The sequence below is a fragment of the Geothrix edaphica genome (genome assembly GCF_030268045.1).
GTDB lineage: Bacteria > Acidobacteriota > Holophagae > Holophagales > Holophagaceae > Geothrix > Geothrix edaphica.
On record NZ_BSDC01000004.1, the window covers coordinates 132,402 to 155,273 of the forward strand.

At 69.8% G+C, this 22,872-nt stretch carries 24 protein-coding genes; 10 read left to right on the forward strand and 14 right to left on the reverse strand.

Annotated features, from left to right (window positions below; translation table 11 throughout):
- Positions 1-16: 16 nt before the first annotated feature.
- From QSJ30_RS13955 to QSJ30_RS13970, 4 genes are all read right to left on the reverse strand, one after another.
- On the reverse strand, positions 17-574 hold the full coding sequence (locus QSJ30_RS13955) for a thiamine phosphate synthase (protein ID WP_285610237.1): 558 nt from the start codon (positions 572-574) through the stop codon (positions 17-19).
- Entirely contained in the window at positions 571-1,560 is a 990-nt protein-coding gene (locus QSJ30_RS13960; protein ID WP_285610238.1) for an aldo/keto reductase, read from the reverse strand. The genes QSJ30_RS13955 and QSJ30_RS13960 overlap by 4 nt, the downstream gene beginning before the upstream one ends.
- 115 nt (positions 1,561-1,675) lie before the next feature.
- The gene (bamD, locus tag QSJ30_RS13965; RefSeq protein ID WP_285610240.1) at positions 1,676-2,605 is read right to left on the reverse strand and encodes an outer membrane protein assembly factor BamD; all 930 of its coding nucleotides are present in this window, start codon (positions 2,603-2,605) and stop codon (positions 1,676-1,678) included.
- Positions 2,602-3,603, reverse strand: a complete 1,002-nt coding sequence (locus tag QSJ30_RS13970; protein WP_285610241.1) for an alpha/beta hydrolase — start codon at positions 3,601-3,603, stop codon at positions 2,602-2,604. The genes bamD and QSJ30_RS13970 overlap by 4 nt, the downstream gene beginning before the upstream one ends.
- An 85-nt stretch (positions 3,604-3,688) precedes the next feature.
- Here QSJ30_RS13970 and prfB point away from each other — a divergent pair, with 85 nt between their 5' ends.
- On the forward strand, positions 3,689-4,795 hold the full coding sequence (gene prfB / locus QSJ30_RS13975; protein ID WP_285610243.1) for a peptide chain release factor 2: 1,107 nt from the start codon (positions 3,689-3,691) through the stop codon (positions 4,793-4,795).
- Between the two features lie 274 nt (positions 4,796-5,069).
- Here prfB and QSJ30_RS13980 read toward each other — a convergent pair whose 3' ends face one another.
- A complete protein-coding gene (locus QSJ30_RS13980) occupies positions 5,070-5,570 on the reverse strand; it encodes a DUF6677 family protein (protein ID WP_285610244.1) in 501 nt (166 codons plus the stop codon).
- Between the two features lie 290 nt (positions 5,571-5,860).
- Between QSJ30_RS13980 and QSJ30_RS13985 the strand changes: the two genes are divergently transcribed.
- The gene (locus tag QSJ30_RS13985) at positions 5,861-6,976 is read left to right on the forward strand and encodes a hypothetical protein (RefSeq protein WP_285610246.1); all 1,116 of its coding nucleotides are present in this window, start codon (positions 5,861-5,863) and stop codon (positions 6,974-6,976) included.
- A gap of 376 nt (positions 6,977-7,352) precedes the next feature.
- Here QSJ30_RS13985 and rpsR read toward each other — a convergent pair whose 3' ends face one another.
- The 6 genes from rpsR to QSJ30_RS14015 all read right to left on the reverse strand — a co-directional run bounded on the left by rpsR (position 7,353) and on the right by QSJ30_RS14015 (position 10,770).
- Complete coding sequence (gene rpsR / locus QSJ30_RS13990) at positions 7,353-7,619, reverse strand: 30S ribosomal protein S18 (RefSeq protein ID WP_026853069.1); 267 nt, start codon at positions 7,617-7,619, stop codon at positions 7,353-7,355.
- Positions 7,616-8,005, reverse strand: coding sequence for a 30S ribosomal protein S6 (gene rpsF, locus QSJ30_RS13995; RefSeq protein ID WP_285610248.1), 390 nt, complete (start codon positions 8,003-8,005; stop codon positions 7,616-7,618). The genes rpsR and rpsF overlap by 4 nt, the downstream gene beginning before the upstream one ends.
- 119 nt (positions 8,006-8,124) lie before the next feature.
- Positions 8,125-8,700 carry an aminoacyl-tRNA hydrolase gene (gene pth / locus QSJ30_RS14000; RefSeq protein ID WP_285610249.1) on the reverse strand — a complete coding sequence of 192 codons (576 nt, stop codon included), beginning with the start codon at positions 8,698-8,700 and terminating at the stop codon, positions 8,125-8,127.
- An 89-nt stretch (positions 8,701-8,789) separates the two neighbouring features.
- Positions 8,790-9,419: a DUF6448 family protein gene (locus QSJ30_RS14005; RefSeq protein ID WP_285610251.1), complete on the reverse strand. Its 630-nt coding sequence runs from the start codon at positions 9,417-9,419 to the stop codon at positions 8,790-8,792.
- 25 nt (positions 9,420-9,444) lie between these two features.
- On the reverse strand, positions 9,445-10,038 hold the full coding sequence (locus QSJ30_RS14010) for a TetR/AcrR family transcriptional regulator (protein ID WP_285610253.1): 594 nt from the start codon (positions 10,036-10,038) through the stop codon (positions 9,445-9,447).
- 87 nt (positions 10,039-10,125) lie between these two features.
- Positions 10,126-10,770 (reverse strand): 50S ribosomal protein L25, encoded by a 645-nt coding sequence (locus QSJ30_RS14015; protein WP_285610255.1) that lies wholly within the window; start codon positions 10,768-10,770, stop codon positions 10,126-10,128.
- A 172-nt stretch (positions 10,771-10,942) separates the two neighbouring features.
- On the opposite strand from QSJ30_RS14015, the gene ppk1 reads away from it, so the two are divergent.
- The gene (ppk1, locus tag QSJ30_RS14020) at positions 10,943-13,075 is read left to right on the forward strand and encodes a polyphosphate kinase 1 (RefSeq protein WP_285610257.1); all 2,133 of its coding nucleotides are present in this window, start codon (positions 10,943-10,945) and stop codon (positions 13,073-13,075) included.
- Positions 13,076-13,241: 166 nt separating this feature from the next.
- Positions 13,242-14,276 (forward strand): Mrp/NBP35 family ATP-binding protein, encoded by a 1,035-nt coding sequence (locus tag QSJ30_RS14025; RefSeq protein ID WP_285610259.1) that lies wholly within the window; start codon positions 13,242-13,244, stop codon positions 14,274-14,276.
- A gap of 13 nt (positions 14,277-14,289) precedes the next feature.
- Here QSJ30_RS14025 and QSJ30_RS14030 read toward each other — a convergent pair whose 3' ends face one another.
- A complete protein-coding gene (locus QSJ30_RS14030; protein ID WP_285610261.1) occupies positions 14,290-14,805 on the reverse strand; it encodes a hypothetical protein in 516 nt (171 codons plus the stop codon).
- Between the two features lie 7 nt (positions 14,806-14,812).
- On the reverse strand, positions 14,813-15,814 hold the full coding sequence (locus QSJ30_RS14035) for a PstS family phosphate ABC transporter substrate-binding protein (protein ID WP_285610263.1): 1,002 nt from the start codon (positions 15,812-15,814) through the stop codon (positions 14,813-14,815).
- 98 nt (positions 15,815-15,912) lie between these two features.
- Here QSJ30_RS14035 and QSJ30_RS14040 point away from each other — a divergent pair, with 98 nt between their 5' ends.
- From QSJ30_RS14040 to QSJ30_RS14050, 3 genes are read left to right on the forward strand one after another with little or no spacing between them, the layout of a single operon-like run.
- Positions 15,913-16,356, forward strand: a complete 444-nt coding sequence (locus QSJ30_RS14040) for a PaaI family thioesterase (RefSeq protein WP_285610265.1) — start codon at positions 15,913-15,915, stop codon at positions 16,354-16,356.
- Between the two features lie 55 nt (positions 16,357-16,411).
- Positions 16,412-17,401, forward strand: a complete 990-nt coding sequence (locus QSJ30_RS14045; protein ID WP_285610268.1) for a potassium channel family protein — start codon at positions 16,412-16,414, stop codon at positions 17,399-17,401.
- A 4-nt stretch (positions 17,402-17,405) separates the two neighbouring features.
- Positions 17,406-19,439 carry a cation:proton antiporter gene (locus QSJ30_RS14050; protein WP_285610270.1) on the forward strand — a complete coding sequence of 678 codons (2,034 nt, stop codon included), beginning with the start codon at positions 17,406-17,408 and terminating at the stop codon, positions 19,437-19,439.
- A gap of 6 nt (positions 19,440-19,445) precedes the next feature.
- Here the strand turns inward: QSJ30_RS14050 and QSJ30_RS14055 are convergent, their stop codons facing one another.
- A complete protein-coding gene (locus tag QSJ30_RS14055; RefSeq protein ID WP_285610272.1) occupies positions 19,446-20,936 on the reverse strand; it encodes a M20/M25/M40 family metallo-hydrolase in 1,491 nt (496 codons plus the stop codon).
- 103 nt (positions 20,937-21,039) lie between these two features.
- Here QSJ30_RS14055 and QSJ30_RS14060 point away from each other — a divergent pair, with 103 nt between their 5' ends.
- Genes QSJ30_RS14060 through arsB form a run of 3 tightly spaced genes read left to right on the forward strand, consistent with a single transcriptional unit; the run spans position 21,040 to position 22,871 of the window.
- The gene (locus tag QSJ30_RS14060) at positions 21,040-21,429 is read left to right on the forward strand and encodes an ArsR/SmtB family transcription factor (RefSeq protein WP_285610274.1); all 390 of its coding nucleotides are present in this window, start codon (positions 21,040-21,042) and stop codon (positions 21,427-21,429) included.
- A complete protein-coding gene (locus tag QSJ30_RS14065; RefSeq protein WP_285610276.1) occupies positions 21,426-21,767 on the forward strand; it encodes a hypothetical protein in 342 nt (113 codons plus the stop codon). Before QSJ30_RS14060 ends, QSJ30_RS14065 begins: the two co-directional genes overlap by 4 nt.
- Before the next feature lie 9 nt (positions 21,768-21,776).
- On the forward strand, positions 21,777-22,871 hold the full coding sequence (arsB, locus tag QSJ30_RS14070; protein WP_285610278.1) for an ACR3 family arsenite efflux transporter: 1,095 nt from the start codon (positions 21,777-21,779) through the stop codon (positions 22,869-22,871).
- Position 22,872: the final 1 nt, after the last annotated feature.

Below are 22,872 nucleotides of genomic sequence, written 5' to 3' on the forward strand. Positions count from 1 at the left end.
GGGGGAGAGGATACGCCTATTCGAGGGCGCGGAAGGCCGCCACGGCGCGCTCGGGCTCGCCCTCCCAGAAGGGCCGGATCGCCGCCACACCGGCCAGGCGGGCATGGCGGAGCCGGGCCGCGCTCGCCGGCTCCACGCCGCCCAGGGCCAGGATCCGCGGCCCCCCGGACGGGAGGCCGTCCAGGAAGCGGGCCAGCCGTTCCGGCCCCCAGGGCGCGCCCTTGCCGGGGCTGGGGAAGACCGGGGAGACGAGCAGCTGGTCCGCGCCGCGCCGCGACTCCCACTGGCCCTCAGCGTGCAGAGGACGGGAGAGGGGCACCAGGCCTGGGTCCACCTCGGGGTGGGCCTCCGGCGCGTGGAGGCCGCAGCCCGCGGCGAAGGCCACGTCCAGGCGGCCGGCCACCCAGAGCGCCAACTCCGGGGCCGTGTCCTGGCACCAGGCCGCGGCCGCCAGCAGGGCCCGCGCCTCCAGCTGCTTCTCGCGGATCAGGAAGCCATCCACGCCCGCGCGCAGCACGGCGGCCCAGCGCGCGCGGTCGAAGCCGAGCCCCGGGGTGATGGCGAGGAGGATCATCCGAAGAGGCCCGCGAGCACGGCCGGATCGACCTTGGGAAGGTCCAGGACCGCGGCGTTCTCGACCACATGCTCGGGCCGGCCCATGCCGCAGAGGGCCACGGTGACGCCGGGGCAGGAGCGAGGGAACTGCAGCGCGGCCTGCGCCGGGGTCGTCCCCCCCAGCGCCGCCACGAGGTCCGCGGGCAGCTGGGTGAGGATGCGCGCCTGCATGATCGAGGCGGAGGTCTGCACGGAGAGCCCCGCGGCCTGGGCCGCCCGGAGCGGCGTCATCCGCTCGCCACGGAACACCTGGGTGGGCGCCAGGAAGGCTTCGGGCAGGGCGAGGTTCAGGGGCAGCTGGATCCAGCGGAAGTGGTGGTCCTGCCCTCCGGCGGCCTCGGCGGCGGCCAGCAGGCGCTCGAGGCTGAGGTGGTCGGGCCGTCCCGGCGGCACCCGGAACCCGTTCCAGGTGGCCACGCCGTAGGCGCGGATCCTCCCGGTCCGCACGAACCCTTCGCAGGCCTCGAAGGCCTGCTGGATGACGGCGTGGAAAGCCTCAGGACCGAGGTGGGGGAGCTGCTGCTCCGGATTGTGGAGGTGGAAGAGGTCCACGGAGGCCACCCCCAGCGCGGCCAAGCTCACCTCCAGCTGGTGGGCCAGGTAGCGGGGGGTCATGGCGTGGCAGCCGTCCGCGACCTCGTCCGCGCGGAGGATGCCGGGAGCCTCGAGCACCCGCCGGAACCAGGCCGCGGAATCCTCGCCGGGGCTGCCATCGCCCATGGGCAGGTAGCCGGCCTTGGTGGAGACGAAGAACCCGTCCCGGGGCCGGCCGATGAAGGCGGCGCCCAGGGCCCGCTCCGACCGGCCGCCCCGGTAGTTGGCCGCGGTGTCGAACACCGTGCCGCCCGCTGCGAGGAAGGCCCCGGCGGCCTGGACATAGCCCTCATCCGCGGCGGAAGTGGACGGTCCCAGGTAGGTGCCGAGGCCGAGGCTGCTCAATTCCATGGCGCCTCCCGCAGGAGAGCGAGGTGGGCTGCGTGGGCGGGTTCGACCCGCCCATGCGGCGGGGGCCCGGGGGGACATCGCGAGCATCGCGAGCAGGCGGTCCCCCCGGACAGCATCAACTATCCAGGTCTTCCTTCACGCCGCCGGTGCCCATGGTCACCAGGCGGTCCGCCGCGCGGCGGGCCCATTCGGAGCCGGGATAGCTCTCCACCAGCTTCTGGTAGTAGCTCCTGGCCTCGTCCCGGAAGCCCTTGATGCGCTCGGTCGTGAAGGCTGTGAAATCCTTCGAGTACTGCTCCTTCTGCTCGGCAGTGAGGGTTCTGAGGTCTTCCTTCTGAAATTTGGCAGCGTAGTCTTTCGCGTATTGGGTCGCTTCCTCTGGGGTGACCAGCCGCTGGCGCAGGGCCTCGCCCAGGTAGAAGTAGGCCCGCTCGCGGTCCACGTAGTCGGGGTAGGTCTCCAGCAGGGCCTTCAGGCGCCGCTCGGCGCCGGGATAGTAATAGACGTTCACGTAGAAGACGCCCACCACCAGCTCGTGTTCGGCGATGCGCCGCCAGCACTGGAGGACCTTGGCCTTGGCCTCCCCGGCGTAGGGGCTGCCCGGCGATTCCGCCAGCAGCTGCTGGAAGCCCTCCAGGGCCTTGCGGGTCTCCGTCTGGTCGCGTTCCGCGCTCTCGATGGAGGAGAAGTGGCAGAGGGCCCGGTGGTACAGGGCGTAGTCCCGGAGTTCGTGGCGGGGGAAGTAGTTCAGGAAGCTCGTGTACTCCACTTCGGCTTCGGGGAAGCTGGGGCTGCCCTGGAAGAAGAAGCTGTCGCCCAGCATGAGCTTGGCCTTGGGGAACTCGGGCGAGCCCGGGAGGTACTGCTCCAGGTGGCGGAGGGTGATCCGGGCCTCGTTGAACTTGCCCTGCTTCATCTGCTTGTCCGCCGTGGCCATCAGCACGGCGGAGGTCGTGGTCTGGTCGGCCGTCTTCGGCTTGCGGCAGCCCAGGCCCAGCCCTGCGATCAGGAGGGTGAGGGACAGGGCGGTGAGGATGCGCTTCATGCGGACTCCGGAGACAGCAATTCAGACATGGCGGGACGGAGCGAAGGGTTCCAGGGTCGGAGGGAAGGATTCCAAGCCTGGCACAGGTGCTCGAGCCAGGGTTCGACCAGGGCCTGGGCCTGGGCTCGGCGCCGGTCGTGGAAGACCTCATGGTAGAAACCGGCCAGGCGGTGGCGTTCCAGCAGGCCGGGCTTCACGGCGGACCACAGGGCCTCGGAGGCGTCGGGATCCACCACGGTGTCCTCGCCGGATTCCAGCAGGAGCATGGGACGGTCCAGCTCCTGGCCCAGGGGCAGGAGCTCCGTCCGGCCCTCCTCCAGGGCGGCGCCGAAGGCGGCCGTGGCCCAGCGGTGGCAGAGGGGATCCGCCTCGTAGCGCTGCACGAGGACGGGGTCCGAGCAGACGCGGCTCTTGTCGCCGTGGAGCTGGATGGGCCGGTGGGGCATGAGCCAGCGCAGGAGGCGGGAGAGCAGGACCAGGGCCCGGGAATTGGACCGCACCGCCAGGCTGGGGCTCGACAGGATCAGTCCGTCCAGGGTGTCCGCATGCCAGAGCAGGGTCAGCAGCGAGACCAGCCCGCCGAAGCTGTGGCCCAGCACCACCTGGGGGCAGACCGGCAGGGGCGGCATGGGCACGCCGTCCACCACCCGGGCCGTGGCGCCGGTGCGCTCGGCGTCGTGGCGCCGCTCCTGGCGGAGGAAGAGGGCGAAGTCGTCCACGAAGGCGCGGATGCCGTCCGCATCGCCCCGGATGCCGCCGGACCGCCCGAAGCCGCTGTGGTCCATGCTGGACACGGACCAGCCCAGGCCGTGCAGCCAGTGGGCCGTGTGGCGGTAGCGCTCGCCGTGCTCGCCGTAGCCGTGGGAGATCACCACCCGGCCCCGGGGATGGGGGTGCTCCCAGCGCGCCCAGGCCAGGGTCACGCCCCCATGGCCCGACAGGACCCCACGGGCGGTGGGCTCCAGATCGGCGGGCAGGACCGGGATCAACTCGGGCATCCCACCAGAATAGCGTGGGGACCGAATCTGCCGGATTGCTTTAAACTCGAAGGTTCCCCGGGGGCCGGGGAGGGAGATGTGAACCATGGATTTCGAGACCCTGGTGCGGGCCAAGAACGAGCTGGACCCCCGGGTCCGGCAGCTGGTCGCCCACCTCGACCCCGAGCGCAAAGCCCTGGAGCTGGAACAGATCGAAGAGCGCACCACGGCCCCGGGCTTCTGGGACGACCCGGAGGCCGCCAAGCCGCTCCTCCAGAAGCGGGGGGCGATCACCGACGACATCGCCCTGGCCAAGCGCCTGACGGGCGGCCTCGAGGACCTGGAGACCGGCCTGGAGCTGGCCAAGGAAGACGGGGACATGCTCACCGAGGCCGAGGCGGTGGAAGGCGCTCTCCGCAAGGCCGTCGAGGATGCCGAGCTGCGCATGATGCTCAGCGGCGACCTGGACCACAACCGCGCCATCGTGGCCATCGCCCCCGGCGCCGGCGGCACCGAGAGCCAGGACTGGGCGGCCATGCTGCTCCGCATGTACCTGCGCTTCTGCGAAGCCAAGGGCTGGGGCACGGAGATGCTCGATTACCAGGATGGGGAGGAGGGGGGCATCAAGGGCGCCACCTTCATCGTGGACGCGCCCTTCTCCTACGGCTACCTGCGGGCCGAGGCCGGCGTCCACCGCCTGGTGCGCATCAGCCCCTTCGATTCCGCCAAGCGCCGGCACACCAGCTTCGCCGCGGTGTACGTGAGCCCCGAGCTGGACGACACCATCAACGTGGACATCCCCGAAAAGGACCTCAAGATCGATGTCTTCCGCGCCAGCGGCGCCGGCGGCCAGCACGTGAACCGCACCGAGTCCGCCGTGCGCTTCACCCACCTGCCCACGGGCATCGTGGTGAGCTGCCAGAACGAGCGCAGCCAGATCAAGAACCGGGCCACGGCCCTGAAGGTGCTGCAGGGGCGGCTCTACGAGCTGGAGCAGCGGAAGTTCCTGGAGAAGGTGGCTGCCGCCAGCGGCGACAAGGCCGACGTGGCCTGGGGCAGCCAGATCCGCAGCTACGTGCTCCAGCCCTACCAGATGGTGAAGGACCACCGCACCGGCGAGGAGACCAGCCAGACCCAGAAGGTGCTGGACGGCGACATCGATGCCTTCATCCGTGCCCAGCTGCTGGCGAAGTCGCTCAAGGCCGAGGGCTGACAGCCGATAGCTGACAGCTGATCGCTACTCGCCCTTGGCGATCTTCTCCTGCTCGTCCCTGGGCAGGCGGAAGACCCAGCGGCCGGTGATGCGGTCCCAGAGGTCGAAGCAGCAGAGCCAGTTCAGGAGACCGGCCACCGAGGGCCCCGCTCCGCGAACGGGGCCATAGGCTCCGTGAGTGGGAGGACGTGCCAGTGGCACGTCCGATCGCGGGCAGCCAGAGCCGCGTGCGCGGCCGAAGGCGCGCTCAGCGGCCGCCCGGAGGGCGTGATGGCTACTCGCCCTTGGCGAGCTTTTCCTGCTCGTCCTTGGGGAGGCGGAAGACCCAGCGGCCGGTGATGCGGTCCCAGAGGTCGAAGCAGCAGAGCCAGTTCAGGAGACCGGCCACCATCACGTAGGTGGCCCCGTACTCCTGCGTGAGCGTGCGCACCGGCTCGGTGCCGGCCCCGCCGAAGGCCCAGGCGAAGAGGCCGTACACCGGGCCGACGCCCAGGGTGCCGAAGGCGCCGAGGGTGGGCAGCCAGGCTCCCTGCACGGGCACGAAGACGCCTCCCCTCACGCCATCGACGGCGCCGTACTGCAGCTGGAACGCCGCCAGCAGACAGAAGAGCACCCAGACGCCGAAGAACACCTTGGCGCGGCCCTTCTCCCCGATCATCCAGTACCCCGCCCCCGGCACCAGCCACTGGAACAGCAGGGGCTTCCAGGCGGCCTGGAGGGCCTTCTTGCGGCGGAGGGGCATGGGGAGCCTGAGCGCGGGCGTGGGTTCGGACATAGCTTCAGATTACCCGAGTCTTGGGGGTGGCCAGCCGGGTCGCGCGCCGGACCGGGGGCCGGCTCCGCCGGATCGGCTTCCAGGCGAAAAAAAACATCCCCTGCCGCTGGAGGTCCCCCTTCCGGTCCCGTCCCCTGAGTGCAGACACGGCGGTCCTTAGGTCGAAGATCCGGCCAGTATGACCAGAGTCTTGTAGGTCAAATGGTCTAGATACTTAAACTTGCGCTAAATCGTGCGGGGCACCACCCTTCTGGATTCAACCGCACTCCCCCAGCCTCAAGGAGGTGTCCATGAACATCCTGAAACCCATTCTGATCGGGGCCGCGCTCGCGGTCCTGCCCCTCGGTCTCACCCTCGGCTGTGACCAGAAGTCGCAATCCACCTCCGCAGAATCCAAGGATCTCGTCAGCAAGGCCGTGGAGGCCCAGCAGGCCGAGGGCCAGGTCCAGGGGGCCACCAAGGCCCAGGCCGACGCGATGGCCAAGGCGGGGGTGCAGCCCAACCCCGCCGGGATCCAGCTGTCAGAGGCCCAGCGGACGCTGCTTGAGGCCCGGGTCAAGGCCGAGAAGGACAACAGCACCGCGGCCCTCCTCCAGGAGATCCTGGATCGGGACAAGGCCATCGGTGAGCTCACCCGGAAGGTGGCCAGGCTCCAGGCCGAGCTGCCCAGGCCCCAGATCGCCACGGAGAAGGACAACCATTTCGCCATGGCCGTGCGCTACCTGAAGGGCCGCGGCCTCTCCGATGAGAAGGCCAGGACCCTCGCCGCCCGGGCGAACATCCTGGAAGAGCTCCAGCCTGGCTGGCAGGTCTACCACCAGTACGCCGGCGGTGCCTACCTCACGGCCGTCACGCAGGGCAAGGCGGAGATGGGCCCCACGGAGTACCTGCACAACCAGCGGGCCGCCCTCCAGAAGGACCGCGATGACCTCTCCGGCCAGGTGCAGGATCTGAAAACGGAGCGCTCCAAGGTGCAGGAGGAGGTGGAGGCCCTCCACGCCGAGAAGACCACGCTGACCTCCCAGGTGAGCGAGCTGACGTCCTTGAGCCAGGCCCAGAAGGTCAAGCTCAACTCGATGCACTACCTGGTCGGCCAGCGCAAGCAGCTGGTGAACGAGGGCGTGATCGTCGTGCCGGTCTTCGCGAAGGACCGCATGGGCCCCAAGGCGGTGGCTTCCCGCTTCGTCAAGGACCTTCCGCTGGACGAGCCGAACCCCGAGATCCAGATCCAGGCTTCCGAGGTCGGGCTCACGAAGATCAGCAAGGTGAACGTGGTCCCCGGCTCCCTCCAGAAGGACAAGGACTACGTCGTGACCCTCGCCCAGGATCGGAAGAACGCCACCATCCGCATCCTGGACCCCGAGCGCCTGCGCAACGATCGCGTGGTGTTCGCGGTGACGGACTGAGCATTTGTCTTATGTCATGCGAAAAAGCGGGGGCGTGCGCCCCCGCTTTTTTGCATGTTCAAGAACGAATCTAGTCCGTGGCGAACGGCAGCAGCGCGATGCGAGGGACGATGCGGGTCGCTCCGAAGGCTCCGCCGGGCCGAGTGCGCGCGCTTGATGGCTTCCACGGAGGCTCCATCTCCGCGAGCGGAGCGAGTGGGAGGGCACGCCAGGGGCGTGCCCGTCAGATGGAGGCGCGCTGGTGGACGGCAGAAGGCGACCGGTCCCGAAGGGGCGACGGGGCTCCAGTGGAGCCCCGTCGAGGGAGGCTTTCGTGCGGAAACGAAGAGGGGGCCGGTTGGCCCCCTCTTTGTTGATAGTCCGCCAGCGCCTGGAACTAGTCCGTGGCGAACGGTAGCAGCGCGATGTTCCGCGCGCGCTTGATGGCTTCCACGAGGGCGCGCTGGTGGACGGCGCACACGCCGCTGGTGCGGCGGGGCAGCACCTTGCCGCGCTCGGGGGTGAAGGCCTGGAGGGTCTTCACGTCCTTGTAGTCGATCATGGTGGACTTCTCGACGCAGAACTTGCAGAACTTCGCGCGTCGTCCCCCAAAAGCCTTCTTCTTCTTGGGCTTGCCCTTCTTGGCGTCAGCTCGGCGCTTCATCCGACCACCTCCTCAGGTGCGCGATCCTTGATGCCGGCCTGGGCCTTGCGCTTGGCCTCGCGCTCGATGCGCTGCTTGGCGCGGCCCGCGGCCTTCTCGGCCTCGTCCAGGCGGACGCTCAGGTACTTGATGACCGAATCGTTGTTGCGGAAGCGGCGCTCCAGCTCGGCGATGAGGTCGGGTCCGGCGTTCATCTCGAAGAGCGTGTAGTAGCCCTCGCTGAACTTCTGGACCTCGTAGGCCAGCTTCTTGCGGCCCCACTTGTCGGTCTTGAGCAGCTCGCCACCCTGCTCGGCGATGATCCCCTCGTACTGCTTGACGAGCTCATCGCTCTGCTCGTCCGTCAGCGTGGGGGAGGCGATGAAGATGGTCTCGTAGTGACGCATCTGTCCTCCTTGTGGATGTGAAGCCCCCCACTGGGTTCCGGGGAGCAAGGAAGACGCCCTCCAGCGGAGGACGCGAACAGCTAGTTTCGCGTGGAAAGGGCCGGAATTCAATGGAAAGTCTAGGACACGGGCTCCCAGAACGCCGCCGGATTCACCAGGTTGGCCAGCCCGCCCAGGTCCTCCGCCTGGCCGAGCAGATCCAGGAACCGGGCGAAGGGGGCGTCCAGCCGGCCGATGACCTCCCATTCGGGATCCGTCCAGGGCTCCAGCACGAAGTCCACCAGGGGCCGCTGGAAGGGGCCGATGCCCAGGCGCAGGCGGGCGATGTCCGTGGTGCCCAGACACTCGAACACCGAGCGGAGGCCGTTGTGGCCGCCGGCCGAGCCGTCGAGCCGGAAGCGGCCCGTGCCCAGGGGCAGGTCCTTGTCGTCGTAGAGCAGCACCATGCGCCGGGGGTAGAGGCCCGCGGCTTCGGCCTGGGCGCAGGCCTCGCCGGAGAGGTTCATGTAGGTGGCGGGCACCAGGGCCTGGAGCCGGTCCGTGAGCGGGTAGAGCGTGCCCGAGGAAAACCGCTTCGAGGGCGCGGGCGCCAGGTCCCGGTCCGCCATCCAGCGCTGCAGCATGAGCCGCCCCAGGTTATGGCGCGTGTCCTGGTACTCGGGGCCGGGGTTGCCGAGGGGAACGAGGGTCCACATGGTCTGAAGCTATCAGCTGTCGGCTGTCAGCTCTCGGGAAAGGCAGCGGGCGCCGCGTGGCGCCCGCTTGCGGCGTGCCGGAAGGGTAATCAGTGCTGGTGATGGGGCTCGGGCTTGGCGGGGGCTTCCGCTTCGGCGCCTTCGGCGTGGGCGCCGCCGCCAGCCGCGGCGCGGTAGACGCCGTCCACGTAGTGGAGGAAGTCCACGTAGGCGGCCACGGCCTTCCGGCCGGCGGCGGGATCGGAGGGCGCCTGGCTGCGGGCGGCGCGGGCCTGCTTGAAGCGGGCCTCGAGGCCCGGCTTGAGGACGCCGTGCATGAGCTCGAACACGGGCTTCAGGTCGCCGGAGGCCAGGGCCTTGTCTGCGGCGGGGATGGCCGGGCCGAAGTCCATGCCGGCGGGCTTGAGGCCCGTGTAGGGGGCGCCTTCGCCAGCGCGGTGGATCCGCACCAGCGTCTCGAAGAAGTAGGCCTCGGCCAGCTCTTGGGCCTCGGGGCCCAGGGCGCCGACCTTGAGGGTGCGGGCGAAGGCGGCGCGGATCTGGGCCTCGTCCTCCGCCTTCACCCAGGCGAGGATCGGGTTCACGTCGCCCTTGGCCAGGGCCTGCTTGGCGGCGATGACGACGGGACCATCGAGGGCGTCGCAGTGGGCGCCGAGGGGCAGGGCGGCCAGGCTGGCCAGCACGGCCGTCAGCAGGATGGGGAAGAGAGGCTTTCGCATGGGAACTCCGATAGGTACCGCCGGTTCAGCGGGCGGGAGGGGGTTGAAGGATGGTGCGGAGGGTGGCGCAGGTGTCGGCGGCATCGCCCGCGCGGCCATGCCCTGCGGCCTGGGAGTAGACGAGGTGCATGAGCATGCCGAAGACCACCGCCAGCAGGGCTTGCGGCGGCAGGTCGGTGCGGACGGTGCCTTCCCGTTGGGCCTCCGTGAGCGCCTCCAAGAGGAAGGCCTGGGTCCGGGTGACCACCGATCGCAGGCGTGCAGCGGCGATGTCCGGCAGCGCCAACGTGAACTGCTCGGAGAACATCAACCGCCCGATGCCCCGGGATCCGCCCACCATGTCCGCGCGGGCCTGGAGCAAGGCCAGGATGCGCTCCAGAGGGGGGGCCGTTGTGGGCGGGAACGTGGTGAGGATCCTTTCCTCCACCCGCAGCACCACCGCCTCCAGGATCTCCTCGCGGTTCGCGAAGTGGCGGAACGGGGCGCCGCTGCTGACGCCCAGCTCGCCGGCCAGGGCGCTGGTGGTCAGGGCGGCGATGCCCCGGGTCTCGATGATCCGGAGTGCAGCCTCCGCAATTTCGGCGCGCTTGGAGGTGAGTTCCAGGGCAGGTCGGGTCATGCGTTAATTGTAAGTAAGCACTTACTTTTGTCAAGGGCCAAAAAAACGGGCACCGCATGGCGCCCGTTTTTGCTGACAGCCGGGAAGCTACTTCTTGTCTTCCTTCTTGCCCTTCTTGGCCACTTCGGGTTCGGCGGCAGCGGGGGCAGCGGCGGCGACCTCTTCCTCGGCAGCCTTGCCGCGGACGGAGCAGACCGTCTGGTGGGCATCGCCGATGAAGACGACGTTGGGCATGAGGGTGATCTGCTCGAAGCGGATGCTGTCACCCACGGCCAGATTGGTCACGTCCACGTCGATGTGGGCGGGGATGATGCTGGGCAGGCACTCGAGCTCGATCTCGCGGTGGGCGAAGTCGAGGACGCCGCCCATGCTCTTCACGCCGATGGAGGTGCCGATGAGGCGCACGGGCACCTTCACGCGCACCTTGTGGGTCATGTCCACGCGCATGAAGTCCACGTGGCGCAGGCGGCCGGTGATGGGATCGCGCTGCAGGTCCTTGATGATGACGTGGCGCTTGATGTCCGTGCCCTCGCGCTGGAGGAACATCACGGAGTTCATGCCGGCGTCGCTGGCCAGCACGCGGGCCACGGCCTTGGGGCTGATGGCGATGGCGATGGGGGCCTCGTTCAGGCCGTAGACCACGGCCGGGATCATGCCGCCCTTCTTGAGGTCGCGGATGGCGGCCTTGCCGAAGGTCTCACGCTTGGGGACGATCAGGACTTCCTGGGACATGTCTTTCCTCCTACCTGGCGGCGGGCTGCCGCCCTCTCGTTGGGATGGGTCCGGGCGGACCGGTCGGCGTCTCCCCATGGAGGGCCGAACCATCGATTCTGCCTGAAAAAGGCCCGGAACCAAAGAGGGATCTTCCCGGCGGCCCATCCCGGGCCGGGATTATCCTGCTTCCATGTTCCATCCCATCCCCCGTCCCGAGGAACTGCTCAACCGCGAGCTGAGCTGGCTGGACTTCAACGCGCGGGTGATGGAGGAGGCCGAGGACCCCACCGTGCCCCTGCTGGAGCGCGTCAAGTTCCTCAGCATCGTCTCCAGCAACTGGGATGAGTTCTTCATGGTGCGGGTGGCCGGCATCTGGCGGCAGATCGACGCGGGCATCAGCCAGCCGGGCCCGGACGGGCTCACGCCCCGCCAGCTCCTGGAGCGGGTGGCCTCGCGGATCCATGCCTATTCCGCCCGGCAGCACGAGCTCTTCCACGCCATCCTCGAGCCCCAGCTGGAGGCCGCGGGCATCCGCATCCTGGATCCCAGGGCCATGGATCGGCAGCAGGAGGCGTTCGTCCTGGACTACTTCGAGCGCAGCCTCCTGCCCCTCATCACGCCCCTGGCCGTGGACACGGGGCACCCCTTCCCCCGCCTGGGCAACCGGGCGCTGGTGCTGGTGGTGGAGCTGGAACCGGACGAAGACCTGCTGGACGGGGACCTGCCCGCCTCGGAGCTCTCCTTCATCCACGTCCCCACGGGGCTGGCTTCGCGGTTCCTGCGGGTGCCCTCGGCGCCCGGGGCCCACAGCTTCGTGATGCTCGAGGATGTGGTGCGGCACCACCTGTCCCGCCTCTTCCTGGGCTACACGGTGAAGAGCTGCCATGCCATCCGGGTGACGCGCGATTCGGATCTGCCGGTGGAGGAGGACCCCTCCGAGGACCTGCTCAAGACCGTGGAGGAGAGCCTCCGCGACCGCCGCCGCGGGGCCGTGGTCCGCCTCCAGTACGAGCACGGCCTGTCGGCCAAGGTGCTGGATCTGCTCATCGAGGAGATGGAGCTGAGTCCCGAGGATCTCTATCCGAGCCTCGGGCTGACGGCCTTCTCGGACCTGATGCAGCTCTGCGGCCAGCTGGACCTGCCCCACCTCAAGGACACGCCCCTGCCGCCCCTGCCCGTGCCCCAGCTCGACCAGTCCGGCAGCATCTTCGACGCCATCTCCCGGAACGACATCCTGCTGCACCACCCGTACCAGAGCTTCGACGACAGCGTGGTGCGGTTCGTGCGCGAGGCCGCGGAAGATCCCAAGGTCCTGGCCATCAAGATGACCCTCTATCGGGTGACGGCAAGCAGCCCCGTGGCGGCGGCCCTGGAGCGCGCGGCGGAGCGCGGCAAGCAGGTGGCCGCCATCGTGGAGCTGCGGGCGCGCTTCGACGAGGCCGCCAACATCGCCTGGGCCCGGCGCCTGGAGAAGACCGGCGTGCATGTGGTCTACGGCCTGCCCAACCACAAGATCCACTGCAAGGCCTGTCTCGTGGTGCGGCAGGAGGCGGGCGGCATCAAGCGCTACTGCCACCTGGGCACGGGCAACTACAACGAGCGCACCAGCCGGCTCTATTCGGACCTGGGCCTGCTGACGGCCCGGCCAGAGTTCGGCGAGGACCTCTCGAACCTGTTCAACATGCTCACGGGCTACACGCGTCCGCCCCGGTTCCACCAGATCCTGCTGGCCCCCCAGTACCTGAAGAAGGCCCTCAAGGCCCGCATCCAGCGGGAGATCGGCCATGCCCAGAAGGGCCGGCCCGCCCGCATGGTGCTCAAGATGAACGCCCTGGTGGATCCCCAGCTCATCCAGCTGCTCTACGAGGCGAGCCGGGAGGGCGTGAGGGTGGATCTCATCGTGCGGGGCACCTGCTGCCTGCGCCCCGGCGCGCCGGGTCTGTCGGAGAACATCCGGGCCCTGTCCATCCTGGACCGCTTCCTGGAGCATGCCCGCATCTACCACTTCGCCAATGACGGCGAGCCGGAGACGCTGCTCTCCAGCGCCGACCTCATGCCCCGCAACCTCGACCGCCGGGTGGAGCTGGCCTTCCCCCTGGTGGATCCCCTGCTGGCGGCCCAGGTGATGGAGATGGTCGAGCTCCAGCTGCACGACACCCTGAAGGGCCGTGTGCTCGGGCCCGAGGGCGACGTGCTCCGCCGGGGCCTGGACCCCCAGGACCCGCCCCTCCGCAGCCAGCTCCGCATCTACGAGCACACCCTGCTCGCCAGCGGCGTGGGCGCCCTGACCCAGAAGCTGGGGCCGTTGGACCCGGATATTTGATGCTCTCCGGGGGTCCCGCGCTGCGCGCACACCCCCGGACCCCCGTGCCGAGGCGAGGAGACCTCGCCTCGGCTTGGACTCCAACCAGCCCAGAGAGGAAACGGTGCGGCGCTTCAACATGTCAGCCATTCATTCCCCGTGGCAAACTAATGGGCTGGAGACACGCATGACCAAGATCAGCCGCGCCGCCCTGTTCGAAGCCCTCAACGCCTATGTCGTCCCCGGAACCAGTGCCACACTCACGAACCTGAAGGCGGTGAAGGGCATTGATGTCACCGAGGGCAAGGTGACGGTGCTGCTCCAGCTCATGGACGCCTACCGGGACCGCGTGGCGGCCATCAAGGAGGCCCTGGAGGGGCTGATCCGCCAGCAGCCCGGGGTCACGGACGTGGACATCGAGATCGGCTGGGAGAAGACGGCCCAGGTGGAGTTCAAGAACCTCATCCCCGGCATCAAGCGCTGCGTGGTGGTGGGCTCGGGCAAGGGCGGCGTGGGCAAGAGCACGGTCACGGTGAACCTCGCCATCGCCCTGGCGGAGCAGGGCCTCAAGGTGGGCCTGCTGGACTCGGACATCTACGGCCCCTCCATCCCCATGATGCTGGGCCTGAAGGACTCGCCCCTGGGCACGCCGGAGGGCCAGATCCTGCCCCTCGAGAAGTTCGGCATCAAGGTCATGTCCATGGGCCTGCTCATCGAGGAGGACCGGCCCGTCATCTGGCGCGGCGCCATGCTCAACAAGGCCCTCCAGCAGTTCCTGAAGGACGTGGCCTGGGGCGATCTCGACGTGCTGCTCATCGACCTGCCGCCCGGCACCGGCGACGTGCAGCTCACCCTCATCCAGAACGCCCAGGTGGACGGCGCGGTCATCGTCAGCACCCCGCAGGACGTGGCCTTCCTCGATGCCAAGAAGGCCATCGGGATGTTCGGCACGGTGAAGGTGCCCGTGCTCGGCATCATCGAGAACATGAGCAGCTTCATCTGCCCCGGCTGCGGGAAGGAGACCCAGATCTTCGGCCACGGCGGGGTGAAGGCCGCGGCCATCCGCATGGAGCTGCCCTTCCTGGGCGAGGTGCCCATCGACCTGGCCATCCGCGAGGGCGGGGACAGCGGCAAGCCCTTCGTGGCGGAGCACCCTCACAGCCCCCAGACCAAGGTCTTCCAGGACATGGCCGAGACGCTCAAGGGCGTGCTGAAGCTCTGAGCGGAAGCGCGGATCAGCGGCCGAAGGCCTCCACCCGCAGGGGCCGGGCCACCGTGAGGGCCACGGGGCCTCCGCTCTGGAGGGCCAGGCTGGGGCCCGGGCCCAGGCGGAAGCTCCCCTCCGGCGCGGCCAGGGCCCGCCCGTCGGGCAGGAGCAGCGACTGGAAGTCCACGAAGCGGTAGTCGCCGCGCAGCAGGTGGACCTGGCCCACCAGCTGGGTCCCGATGGGGAGGAGCACGGTCCATCCGTTCTGGGCCCGCAGCGGGGCGCGCAGGGTCACGCGGAGGAGGGTGCGGCCCGGATCCGTGGACGGCTCCACCAGATCGCCCTCCAGGCGGGCCTCGAGCCGGACGCCGGGGCGCACGGCGTAGGCCTCCCCGTCCGGCCGGAGGCGGATCTCGGCAGGGCTGGCCACGGTCCTCGCCGGCTCGGGGAGGCGGAGGCTCCGCACCGGCACCGGGGTCGGGACCGCCGCGGGTGCGGGGCCGGGAGCGTGGAGGAGGGCCAGCAGGGGCAGGGTCGGGAGCATGGGGGCCTCAGTTCAGCTTGCCCGCGCCCATGGCCGCGAGGTCGCCGGGGATGGCCACGGCGCCGAAGCTGGCCACCGCCGCCTGGCCCTCGCGGGACAGCACGAAGTGGAGGAACTCCTTCACGGCGGGGTCCAGGGCGCGGCCGGGGGCCTTGTTCACGTAGATGTAGAGGAAGCGGGTCAGGGGGTAGGTGGCGTTCTGGATGCTTTCGAGGGTGGGCTCCACGGCATGGTCGCTGCCGAAGGAGGCCACGGGCACGCCCCTCACCATGCGGTTGGCGTACTGGAGCGGGCCGTAGCTGATGCCGCCGCCATCCACCGCCGGGGCCTCCACCACCGCGAACTGGTCCAGGAAGGCCTTCACGCCGGGCTTGAAGTCGCCCTTCTTCATGACGTGCTCCCGGAAGAAGGCGCGGGTGCCGGAGTTCTCGTCGCGACCGTAGGCCTGGATGTCCCGCTGCTTCCAGTCGCCCCCGAGGCCGAGCTCCCCCCAGCGCTGGATGTCGCGCTTCGCGCCGCCCTTGCGGGTGGTGGAGAAGATGGCGTCGATCTCCTCCATGCGGAGCTGCTTGATGGGGTTGTTGGCGTTGACGTAGACCACCAGGGCATCCACCGCCACGGGGATGCGCGTGGGCGCGTAGCCGTACTTGGCCTGGAAGGCCGCCAGTTCCGCGTCGTTCATCTCGCGGCTCATCTGGCCCATGAGGGCGCTGCCCTCGATGAGGGCCTTGGGGGCCGTGGCGGAGCCTTTGCAGAGGAAGCGGGTGGAGATGCGGGGGTGGAAATTCCTGAAGTCCTCGCCCCAGAGCACCATGAGGGGCTCCATGGAATCCGAGCCCACGCTCTTCAGCTCGCCGGCCACGGGGTGCTCGGCCGTGTAGGCGGGAAGGATCACTTCCTTCGCGGCGGGTGGAGCCGCCGCCGGGGGCCTGGCGGGGGTCTCCGCCGGCGGCTGGCAGGCCAGTCCGAGCAGGAGCAGGAGCGGGGCGGCGAGGTCGCGCAGGGACATGGGGATCCTCCACGACCATTGCCCCATGGCCGGGTGACGGCGCCGTGAAAGCGGGGATCCTTCGTCGTGACGCGCGGAGTTTGGAGCTATCCTGGGCCATGGCCAAGCCGCAGATCCCCGAGACCCTCGCTCCGGATCTCCTGGAGCGTCTGCGCACGCGATTCCACCCCTGGCCCCTCATCAGCGGCTGGGGGCTCACCATCGAATCGGTGGCGCCCGGCGTGGCCGTGATGGTGCTCCAGCCTACCAAGGCCGTGATCAACGGCACGCGAGGCACGGTGAATGGCGGCGTGCTGGCCACCATCGCCGACATGGTGAGCGCCCTCGCCCTCAGCACGGCCTTCGACGGGGCCATGCCCTTCGCCACCTCCGACCTCCACATCCGCTACCTGGAGCCCGCCCGGGGCGAGGTGCGCGGCGAGGCCCAGGTGGTGCGGATCTCCGGCCGCAGCGGCATCCTCGCCTGTCGGCTCACCTGCGGCGAGCACCTGGTGGCCCACAGCACCGCCAACTTCGCCATCAAGCCCGGTATCGGCGGCTGAGTTGAAGGCCGGGGCGCCGTTTCCCGAGGCGCGGGACGCGCGGCAGGACGGCCCGATGCGGCGCCTGCGCTACACCTTGGCCCTGCTGGTGGCGGTCATCGTGTGCGGGGGGCTCGGCTACCACTGGCTGTCGCACCTCGACCCCCTCGACAGCCTCTACATGGCCATCACCACCCTGTTCACGGTGGGCTTCCGGGAACTGGGCGAGGTGAACGCCCGGACGAAGCTCTTCACGATCTTCTACCTGGTCGTGGGCCTGGGCGTAGCCACCTATGCCATCTCGAACCTGACCGCCCTGCTCCTGGAGGGGGACCTCAAGGGCTACATCATGGAGCGCCGCATGCAGAAACGCCTGGACGACCTGAAGGACCACATCATCGTCTGCGGCTTCGGGAAGATGGGCTTCCAGGCCGCCTGGGAGCTGAAGAAGGCCGGCATCCCCTTCGTCATCATCGAGCAGGACGAGACCAAGGGCCGCAGCCCCCGCTTCGCGGGCGAGCTGATCCTCTACGGCAACGCCATGGAGGAGCTCGTGCTGGAGCGTGCCGGGATCCGCTCGGCCCGGGGCCTCATCACGGCCCTCACCACCGATGCCGACAACGTGCTGGTGACGCTCACCGTGAAGCAGCTGCGCCCCGACCTGCCCGTGGTGGCCCGCAGTGCCAAGCTGGGCACCGAGCGCCAGCTCAGGGCCGCGGGGGCCGACCACATCGTGAGCCCCTATGAGATCGGCGGGCGCCGCATGGCCGGCCTGCTGCTCAAGCCCGAGATGATGAACTTCTTCGACATCGTGCTCCAGCAGGAGCAGTTCGAGCTGGGCCTGGAGCGCATCGCCATCGCGCCGGGATCCGCCCTGGTGGGGCAGACCATGCGGGAGGCCCGCCTGCGCCACGCCACGGGTTCCCTGCTGGTGGGCCTGGTCCATCCCGGCTCGAGGTTGCAGTTCAACCCCTCGGGCGAAGAGCGCTTCCAGGCCGGGGACGAGCTGCTGGTGATGGGCCCCTCGGACGCCCTGGAGACCCTCACGCGGCTGGCCAAGGGCTGAGGCCTTGGAAGGGCACGCCCGCCTCCTGCTGGACCTGGCCATGGTGCTCGGGGTCGCGGCGCTGACCTCGGTGCTGTTCCAGAAGCTGAAGCAGCCCGCGGTCCTGGGGTACCTCCTGGCGGGCATGATCGTGGGGCCCCACGTGCCCGTGCCGCTGGTGGCGGACCTGGGCAATGTGCGGCTGATGGGCGAGCTGGGCGTCATCCTGCTGATGTTCACCATCGGCCTGGAGTTCAGCCTGCCGAAGCTGTTCCATGCGGGCCCGCCCGCCCTGCTCACGGGCACCCTCCAGGTGGGCACCCAGCTGGTGGCGGGGTTCCTGGTGGCCCGGCTGCTGGGATGGACTCCGCTGGAGAGCGCCTTCTTCGGCGCCAGCCTGGCCATCGCCTCCACCATGATCCTCGCCAAGCTCTTCGACGAGCGGGGCATCCGGGGCCCGCTGAAGGAGACCGTGCTGGGCGTCCTCCTGGTGGAGGATCTCCACGCGGTGCTGCTGCTGGCGGCCCTCACGGCGGCGGCCTCCCTGGGCGGCCCCAGCGCCGGGGCCATCGCGGGCACGCTGCTGAAGCTGGCAGTGTTCCTCGCGGTGCTGGTGGGGGTGGGGCGGCTGGTGGTGCCCCGCGCCGTGCGCTGGGTGGCGGACCATGCCCGGGACGAGGTGCTGCTGGTGGTGGCGGCGGGGCTCTGCTTCGGGCTGGCCCAGCTGGCGGCCTGGGCGGGCTTCTCCGTGGCCATGGGGGCCTTCGTCGCCGGCATGCTGATCTGCGAATCGGGCCGGGGCCGCAAGGTGGAGCACCTGGTCCATCCCCTGCGGGACCTCTTCGCAGCCATGTTCTTCGTGGCGGTGGGCATGCTGATGGAACCCGGGGTCGTGGTGCGCGACTGGCACCTGGTGCTGCTCTTCTCCGCCCTGGTCATCACCGTGAACGCGGCCGCCGTCACCGTGGGGGCCACCCTGGCGGGCCTGCCCCTGGCCCTCGGGGTGCGGGCCGGTCTGGCCCTCGGCCAGGTGGGGGAGTTCGGCTTCATCCTCCTCAGCGCCGGCATCGGCCTGGGCGTGGTGGATCCCTCCCGCTATGCGCTCCTCGCGGCCATCTGCGTGGCCACGGCCCTGACCACGCCGGCCCTGCTGTCCGCCGGGGAGCCCGCGGCCCGCCTCGTGGAGCGGCACCTGCCCGCGGCCCTGAAGACCTACCTGGGTCTCTACCAGTCCTGGGCCGCGGCCCTGCGGGCCCCGGCCCTCCGCAAGGCCCCGGGCGCCGCGGCGCGGCGGACCTTCCTGCGCCTGCTGCTGGATGCCATCCTCATCGGCCTGGTGGGCGCCCTCGCGCCGCGGGTGATGCGGCTGGGCGCGGCCTGGCTCGAAGGGCGTGGCACCCTCGGACATACCCTGGCCCAGGGGGCGGTGCTGCTGGCGGCGGCGAGCCTGGTGGCCCTGCTGGTGAGCCGGATGCTTCGCCGCAGCCGGGTCCTGGCGGAGCGCCTGCTGGACCTGCCGGGCCCCGGCGGGCTCGGCACCCGGCCCGACACCCGCCGGGCCTTCCGCACGGGCCTGCGCCTCGGCGTGCTCCTGCTCACGGGCCTGCCCGTGCTGGCCGCCGTGCTGGCCCTCATCCCCCTGGCCTCCCTGGGGGCGCTGGGCGCCGCCGCGGCCCTGGCCGTCCCCCTGCTGATCTGGCGCCGGGCCCGGGGCCTCCAGAAGGACCTGGCGGCGGGTGCCGAGTGGATGGGCGAGGACGCCCGGGATCCCTGGGGCGCGCCCGAGCTCGCCGGCGCTGCTCCGGCCGGGGGCTGGCGCACCCTCCGCATCGGCCCCCGCTGCCCCTCCCTGGGGCGCAGCCTGGGGGACCTGGACCTGCCCGGCGGGTCCGGTGTGGCCCTGGTGGCCCTGCTGCGGGAGGGCCACCTCCTGGAGCCGCGGCCCGAGGCCCAGCTTCAGCCCGGGGACCTGCTGGCCCTGAGCGGCCCGGCCTCGGCCCTGGATCAGGCCGAGGCCCTGCTGGGCCGTGAGGCGGGGGGCGCACCCCAGGCCAGCTGACGGGGATCAGCGCGGCGCGGAAGGGTTCACGGCGCCCGTGACGGGCAGGGCCACCCGCCCGTGCGGCAGCCGGGCCGGCATCTCCGCCAGCTCCCAGGCGGTGACGGCCATGGCCTGGGCGCCCTGAACCAGCTGGTCCGGCACCAGGTGGTCCGGGTAGTCCATCTGGCTGTGGTGGGTGCCGAGGAAGTAGTCCACGGGTTCCTGGATGGCGGCGAAAGCCGGCACCCCGGCCCGGTCAAAGGGGGCATGGTCCGTGCTGCCCATGACGCGGAGGGAGAGCTCCTTCACGCCCAGGTCGTTCAGGGGGGCGATGGCCTGGGCCATGAGGCGACGACAGTTCTCGCGCCCCTGCAGGGTGAAGCCCTGCACCATGCCCGTGCCCATGTCATCGACCAGCACGGCCTGGATGGCGTCCAGCTCGGCCTTGTGGGCTTCGACATAGGCGCGGGAGCCCAGCAGGCCCTGCTCCTCGCCGCTCCAGAGGATCACCCGCAGGGTCCGGCGGGGCTTGAGGCCCGTGGCCTGGAAGGCGCGCAGCACCTCCAGGGCGACGGAGCTGCCCGTGGCGTTGTCCGTGGCGCCGGTGCCCAGGTCCCAGCTGTCCAGGTGCCCGCCCACGACGACGACTTCACCGGGCTGCTCCCGGCCGGGGATCTCGCCCACGACGTTGTAGGCCTGCACCGGAGCTGCGGAGAAGGTGCCACCCAGGGACAGTTCGAGCGTCACCGGCTCCTTCCGCGCCAGCAGGCGCAGCAACATCCGGTAGGGCTCCTGGGGCGCGTAGGCCGCGGGGAGCGCGAGCTTTTTCGGGTCGCGACCGGCGCCTCCGCTGGTGAAGCTGAGGCCGTTCTTCCGACCGGACATGGACAGGGTGGCCAGGGCGCCTTCGTCGAGGAGGAACTGCGTCATGGCCGCCTGTTCCGCCTGGTAGGTCTCGAACCCGCCGCCGCGGCGGGACAGGGGCGGGCGCTTGTCGTCGGGGTTGGTGCGCAGCAGGATCCGGCCCTTCAGCTGTCCCTTGAAGGCCTTCAGCTCTTCCAGGTTCCGGGCGTCCACCAGGAGCAGGTCACCCTTCACGAGGCCCTTGGTCCCCGGGGTCCAGGCCAGCTGGTCCACCCGGAAGCGGAGGCGGTTGTGGGTGAGCAGGCGGGCGCTGTCCACTCCGCGCGTCCAGGCCAGGCCGAAGTCGTAGGCCTCCTCATGGACATTCACCGCGCCGAGCCGCTTCATCTCGGCCATGGCCCAGGCCTGGGCCTGCCGCAGCTGCTCCGAGCCCGTGAGGCGGGGGCCGATGACGTCGCACAGGTGCTCCACCCGGGCGACCACTTCGGTGTGCTCCTTGATCTCGCGCAGCAGCTTGCCGGCGGGGGTGTCCGGGTAGTCCTTCAGCACCGGCACGGGCGAAGGGGCCGGTGGAGCGGCCGCAAAAGGCGACTGGGCCTGGAGGAGGGCGGCCAGGGTCAGCCCGAACAGGGCGGCGGGAATCCGCGGCATGGGAACTCCTGATGGGAAGGCTGGCTCCAGAAAACATCAAAAAACGAGGTATGGCAAGCGGGGGCTGGGGCGGTATGATGACGATGTTTCGGGAAATAACGAAATGACCTCAGACCCCCTCCGTCCCCTCGTGGACACCCTCAAGACCCTGGCCCACCCCGTGCGCCTGCGCATCCTCGCGCTGCTGCACGCGGGGGAGCTCTGCGTCTGCGAGGTGGCCGAGGTGCTGGGCCTGGCGCCCTCCACCGTGTCCGAGCACCTCACGGGCCTGCGCCGGACGGGCCTGGTGCGGGAATGGAAGGTGGGCCGCTGGGTCCACGTGGCCCTCTCCGACGAGGCCTCCGTCCGCCCCCTGCTGGAGGCCCTGTGGCCCCTCATGGCCGGGGCCGAGGCCGAGCTTTCCCGCGACCGCGCCCAGGCCCGCGCCCTGCGCTGCGACACCTGCGATCCCGTCGCCTGTCCCCCCTCACGCAGTTCCAAGGAGCACGCATGACCTCCCAGACCCAGGCCCAGCCCGAGACTGAAACCACCGGTCTCAGCGAGATCACCCTCAACCTCATCGCCCTGGGCGCCGCCATCGGCTCCAATGCCGAGCGGGCCTTCCGCGCCCATCAGAGCCGCCTGGAAGAGCTGGGCGTGGCCAAGGAGGACATGATCGAGGCCGTGAACATGGCCCTGCGGGTGAAGGGCGATCCCCATTCGCAGATCATGGCCCTGGCCCAGACCGCGCTGGTCGGCGAGAGCGCCGGCGGCTGCTGCGGTGGCGCCTGCGCCTGCGAGGAGGCGGGCGGCCAGAAGGGCGATTGCGGCGACGACTGCGACTGCAAGTAGGAGACGGAAATGTCCACGGGCCGGCTGTCCTTCCTTGATCGCTTCCTGACTCTGTGGATCTTCCTGGCCATGGGGCTCGGCGTGCTGCTGGGCTTCGCCGTGCCCGGCTTCAACCGCGCCATCAACGCCTGGAACGTGGGCACCACCAGCGTGCCCCTGGCCGCGGGCCTGATCCTGATGATGTATCCGCCCCTGGCGAAGGTGAAGTACGAGGAGCTGCATCTCGTCTTCCGGAACAAGAAGGTGCTGGGCCTATCGCTCCTCCAGAACTGGATCATCGGGCCCCTGCTCATGTTCGGGCTGGCCGTGCTCTTTCTGCGCGATCGGCCCGAGTACATGCTGGGCCTCATCCTCATCGGCCTGGCCCGCTGCATCGCCATGGTCATCGTATGGAACGACCTGGCCAAGGGCGATACCGAATACTGCGCGGGGCTGGTGGCCTTCAACTCCATCTTCCAGGTGCTCTTCTTCAGCGTGTACGCCTGGTTCTTCGCCACGGTGCTGCCCGCCAAGCTGGGCCTCCAGGGCGCGGTGGTGGCCATCACCATCGGCCAGATCGCGAAGAGCGTCTTCATCTACCTGGGCATTCCCTTCATCGCCGGCTTCCTCACGCGGTTCCTCCTCGGGAAGCTCAAGGGGCTGGACTGGTACCACCGGGTCTTCGTGCCGAAGATCAGCCCACTCACCCTCATCGCGCTGCTGTTCACCATCGTGGTGATGTTCAGCCTCAAGGGCGACACCATCGTGAAGCTGCCCTTCGATGTCATCCGCATCGCCATCCCGCTGCTGATCTACTTCGTGGTGATGTTCCTGGTCAGCTTCTGGCTGTCCAAGAAGGCCGGCGCCACCTATCCCCAGAGCGCCACGCTGAGCTTCACGGCCGCCAGCAACAACTTCGAGCTGGCCATCGCGGTGGCCGTGGCCACCTTCGGCATCGCCCACGGCGCGGCCTTCGCCGCCGTCATCGGGCCGCTGGTGGAGGTGCCCGCCCTCATCGGCCTCGTCAACGTGGCCCTCTGGCTGAAGGGGAAGTGGTATCCGGGCAGCCCGGAGGACTTGGCCAGCGCCGGCTGCTGTCCCGCGGTGGATCCCGCCAAGAGGTAGG

What these genes read in the sequence shown, in the direction of transcription:
- QSJ30_RS13955 (WP_285610237.1), bottom strand. Translation starts at nt 574, where the DNA reads ATGATCCTCCTCGCCATCACCCCGGGGCTCGGCTTCGACCGCGCGCGC.
- QSJ30_RS13960 (WP_285610238.1), bottom strand. Translation starts at nt 1,560, where the DNA reads ATGGAATTGAGCAGCCTCGGCCTCGGCACCTACCTGGGACCGTCCACT.
- bamD (WP_285610240.1), bottom strand. Translation starts at nt 2,605, where the DNA reads ATGAAGCGCATCCTCACCGCCCTGTCCCTCACCCTCCTGATCGCAGGG.
- QSJ30_RS13970 (WP_285610241.1), bottom strand. Translation starts at nt 3,603, where the DNA reads ATGCCCGAGTTGATCCCGGTCCTGCCCGCCGATCTGGAGCCCACCGCC.
- prfB (WP_285610243.1), top strand. Translation starts at nt 3,689, where the DNA reads ATGGATTTCGAGACCCTGGTGCGGGCCAAGAACGAGCTGGACCCCCGG.
- QSJ30_RS13980 (WP_285610244.1), bottom strand. Translation starts at nt 5,570, where the DNA reads ATGTCCGAACCCACGCCCGCGCTCAGGCTCCCCATGCCCCTCCGCCGC.
- QSJ30_RS13985 (WP_285610246.1), top strand. Translation starts at nt 5,861, where the DNA reads ATGAACATCCTGAAACCCATTCTGATCGGGGCCGCGCTCGCGGTCCTG.
- rpsR (WP_026853069.1), bottom strand. Translation starts at nt 7,619, where the DNA reads ATGAAGCGCCGAGCTGACGCCAAGAAGGGCAAGCCCAAGAAGAAGAAG.
- rpsF (WP_285610248.1), bottom strand. Translation starts at nt 8,005, where the DNA reads ATGCGTCACTACGAGACCATCTTCATCGCCTCCCCCACGCTGACGGAC.
- pth (WP_285610249.1), bottom strand. Translation starts at nt 8,700, where the DNA reads ATGTGGACCCTCGTTCCCCTCGGCAACCCCGGCCCCGAGTACCAGGAC.
- QSJ30_RS14005 (WP_285610251.1), bottom strand. Translation starts at nt 9,419, where the DNA reads ATGCGAAAGCCTCTCTTCCCCATCCTGCTGACGGCCGTGCTGGCCAGC.
- QSJ30_RS14010 (WP_285610253.1), bottom strand. Translation starts at nt 10,038, where the DNA reads ATGACCCGACCTGCCCTGGAACTCACCTCCAAGCGCGCCGAAATTGCG.
- QSJ30_RS14015 (WP_285610255.1), bottom strand. Translation starts at nt 10,770, where the DNA reads ATGTCCCAGGAAGTCCTGATCGTCCCCAAGCGTGAGACCTTCGGCAAG.
- ppk1 (WP_285610257.1), top strand. Translation starts at nt 10,943, where the DNA reads ATGTTCCATCCCATCCCCCGTCCCGAGGAACTGCTCAACCGCGAGCTG.
- QSJ30_RS14025 (WP_285610259.1), top strand. Translation starts at nt 13,242, where the DNA reads ATGACCAAGATCAGCCGCGCCGCCCTGTTCGAAGCCCTCAACGCCTAT.
- QSJ30_RS14030 (WP_285610261.1), bottom strand. Translation starts at nt 14,805, where the DNA reads ATGCTCCCGACCCTGCCCCTGCTGGCCCTCCTCCACGCTCCCGGCCCC.
- QSJ30_RS14035 (WP_285610263.1), bottom strand. Translation starts at nt 15,814, where the DNA reads ATGTCCCTGCGCGACCTCGCCGCCCCGCTCCTGCTCCTGCTCGGACTG.
- QSJ30_RS14040 (WP_285610265.1), top strand. Translation starts at nt 15,913, where the DNA reads ATGGCCAAGCCGCAGATCCCCGAGACCCTCGCTCCGGATCTCCTGGAG.
- QSJ30_RS14045 (WP_285610268.1), top strand. Translation starts at nt 16,412, where the DNA reads ATGCGGCGCCTGCGCTACACCTTGGCCCTGCTGGTGGCGGTCATCGTG.
- QSJ30_RS14055 (WP_285610272.1), bottom strand. Translation starts at nt 20,936, where the DNA reads ATGCCGCGGATTCCCGCCGCCCTGTTCGGGCTGACCCTGGCCGCCCTC.
- QSJ30_RS14060 (WP_285610274.1), top strand. Translation starts at nt 21,040, where the DNA reads ATGACCTCAGACCCCCTCCGTCCCCTCGTGGACACCCTCAAGACCCTG.
- QSJ30_RS14065 (WP_285610276.1), top strand. Translation starts at nt 21,426, where the DNA reads ATGACCTCCCAGACCCAGGCCCAGCCCGAGACTGAAACCACCGGTCTC.
- arsB (WP_285610278.1), top strand. Translation starts at nt 21,777, where the DNA reads ATGTCCACGGGCCGGCTGTCCTTCCTTGATCGCTTCCTGACTCTGTGG.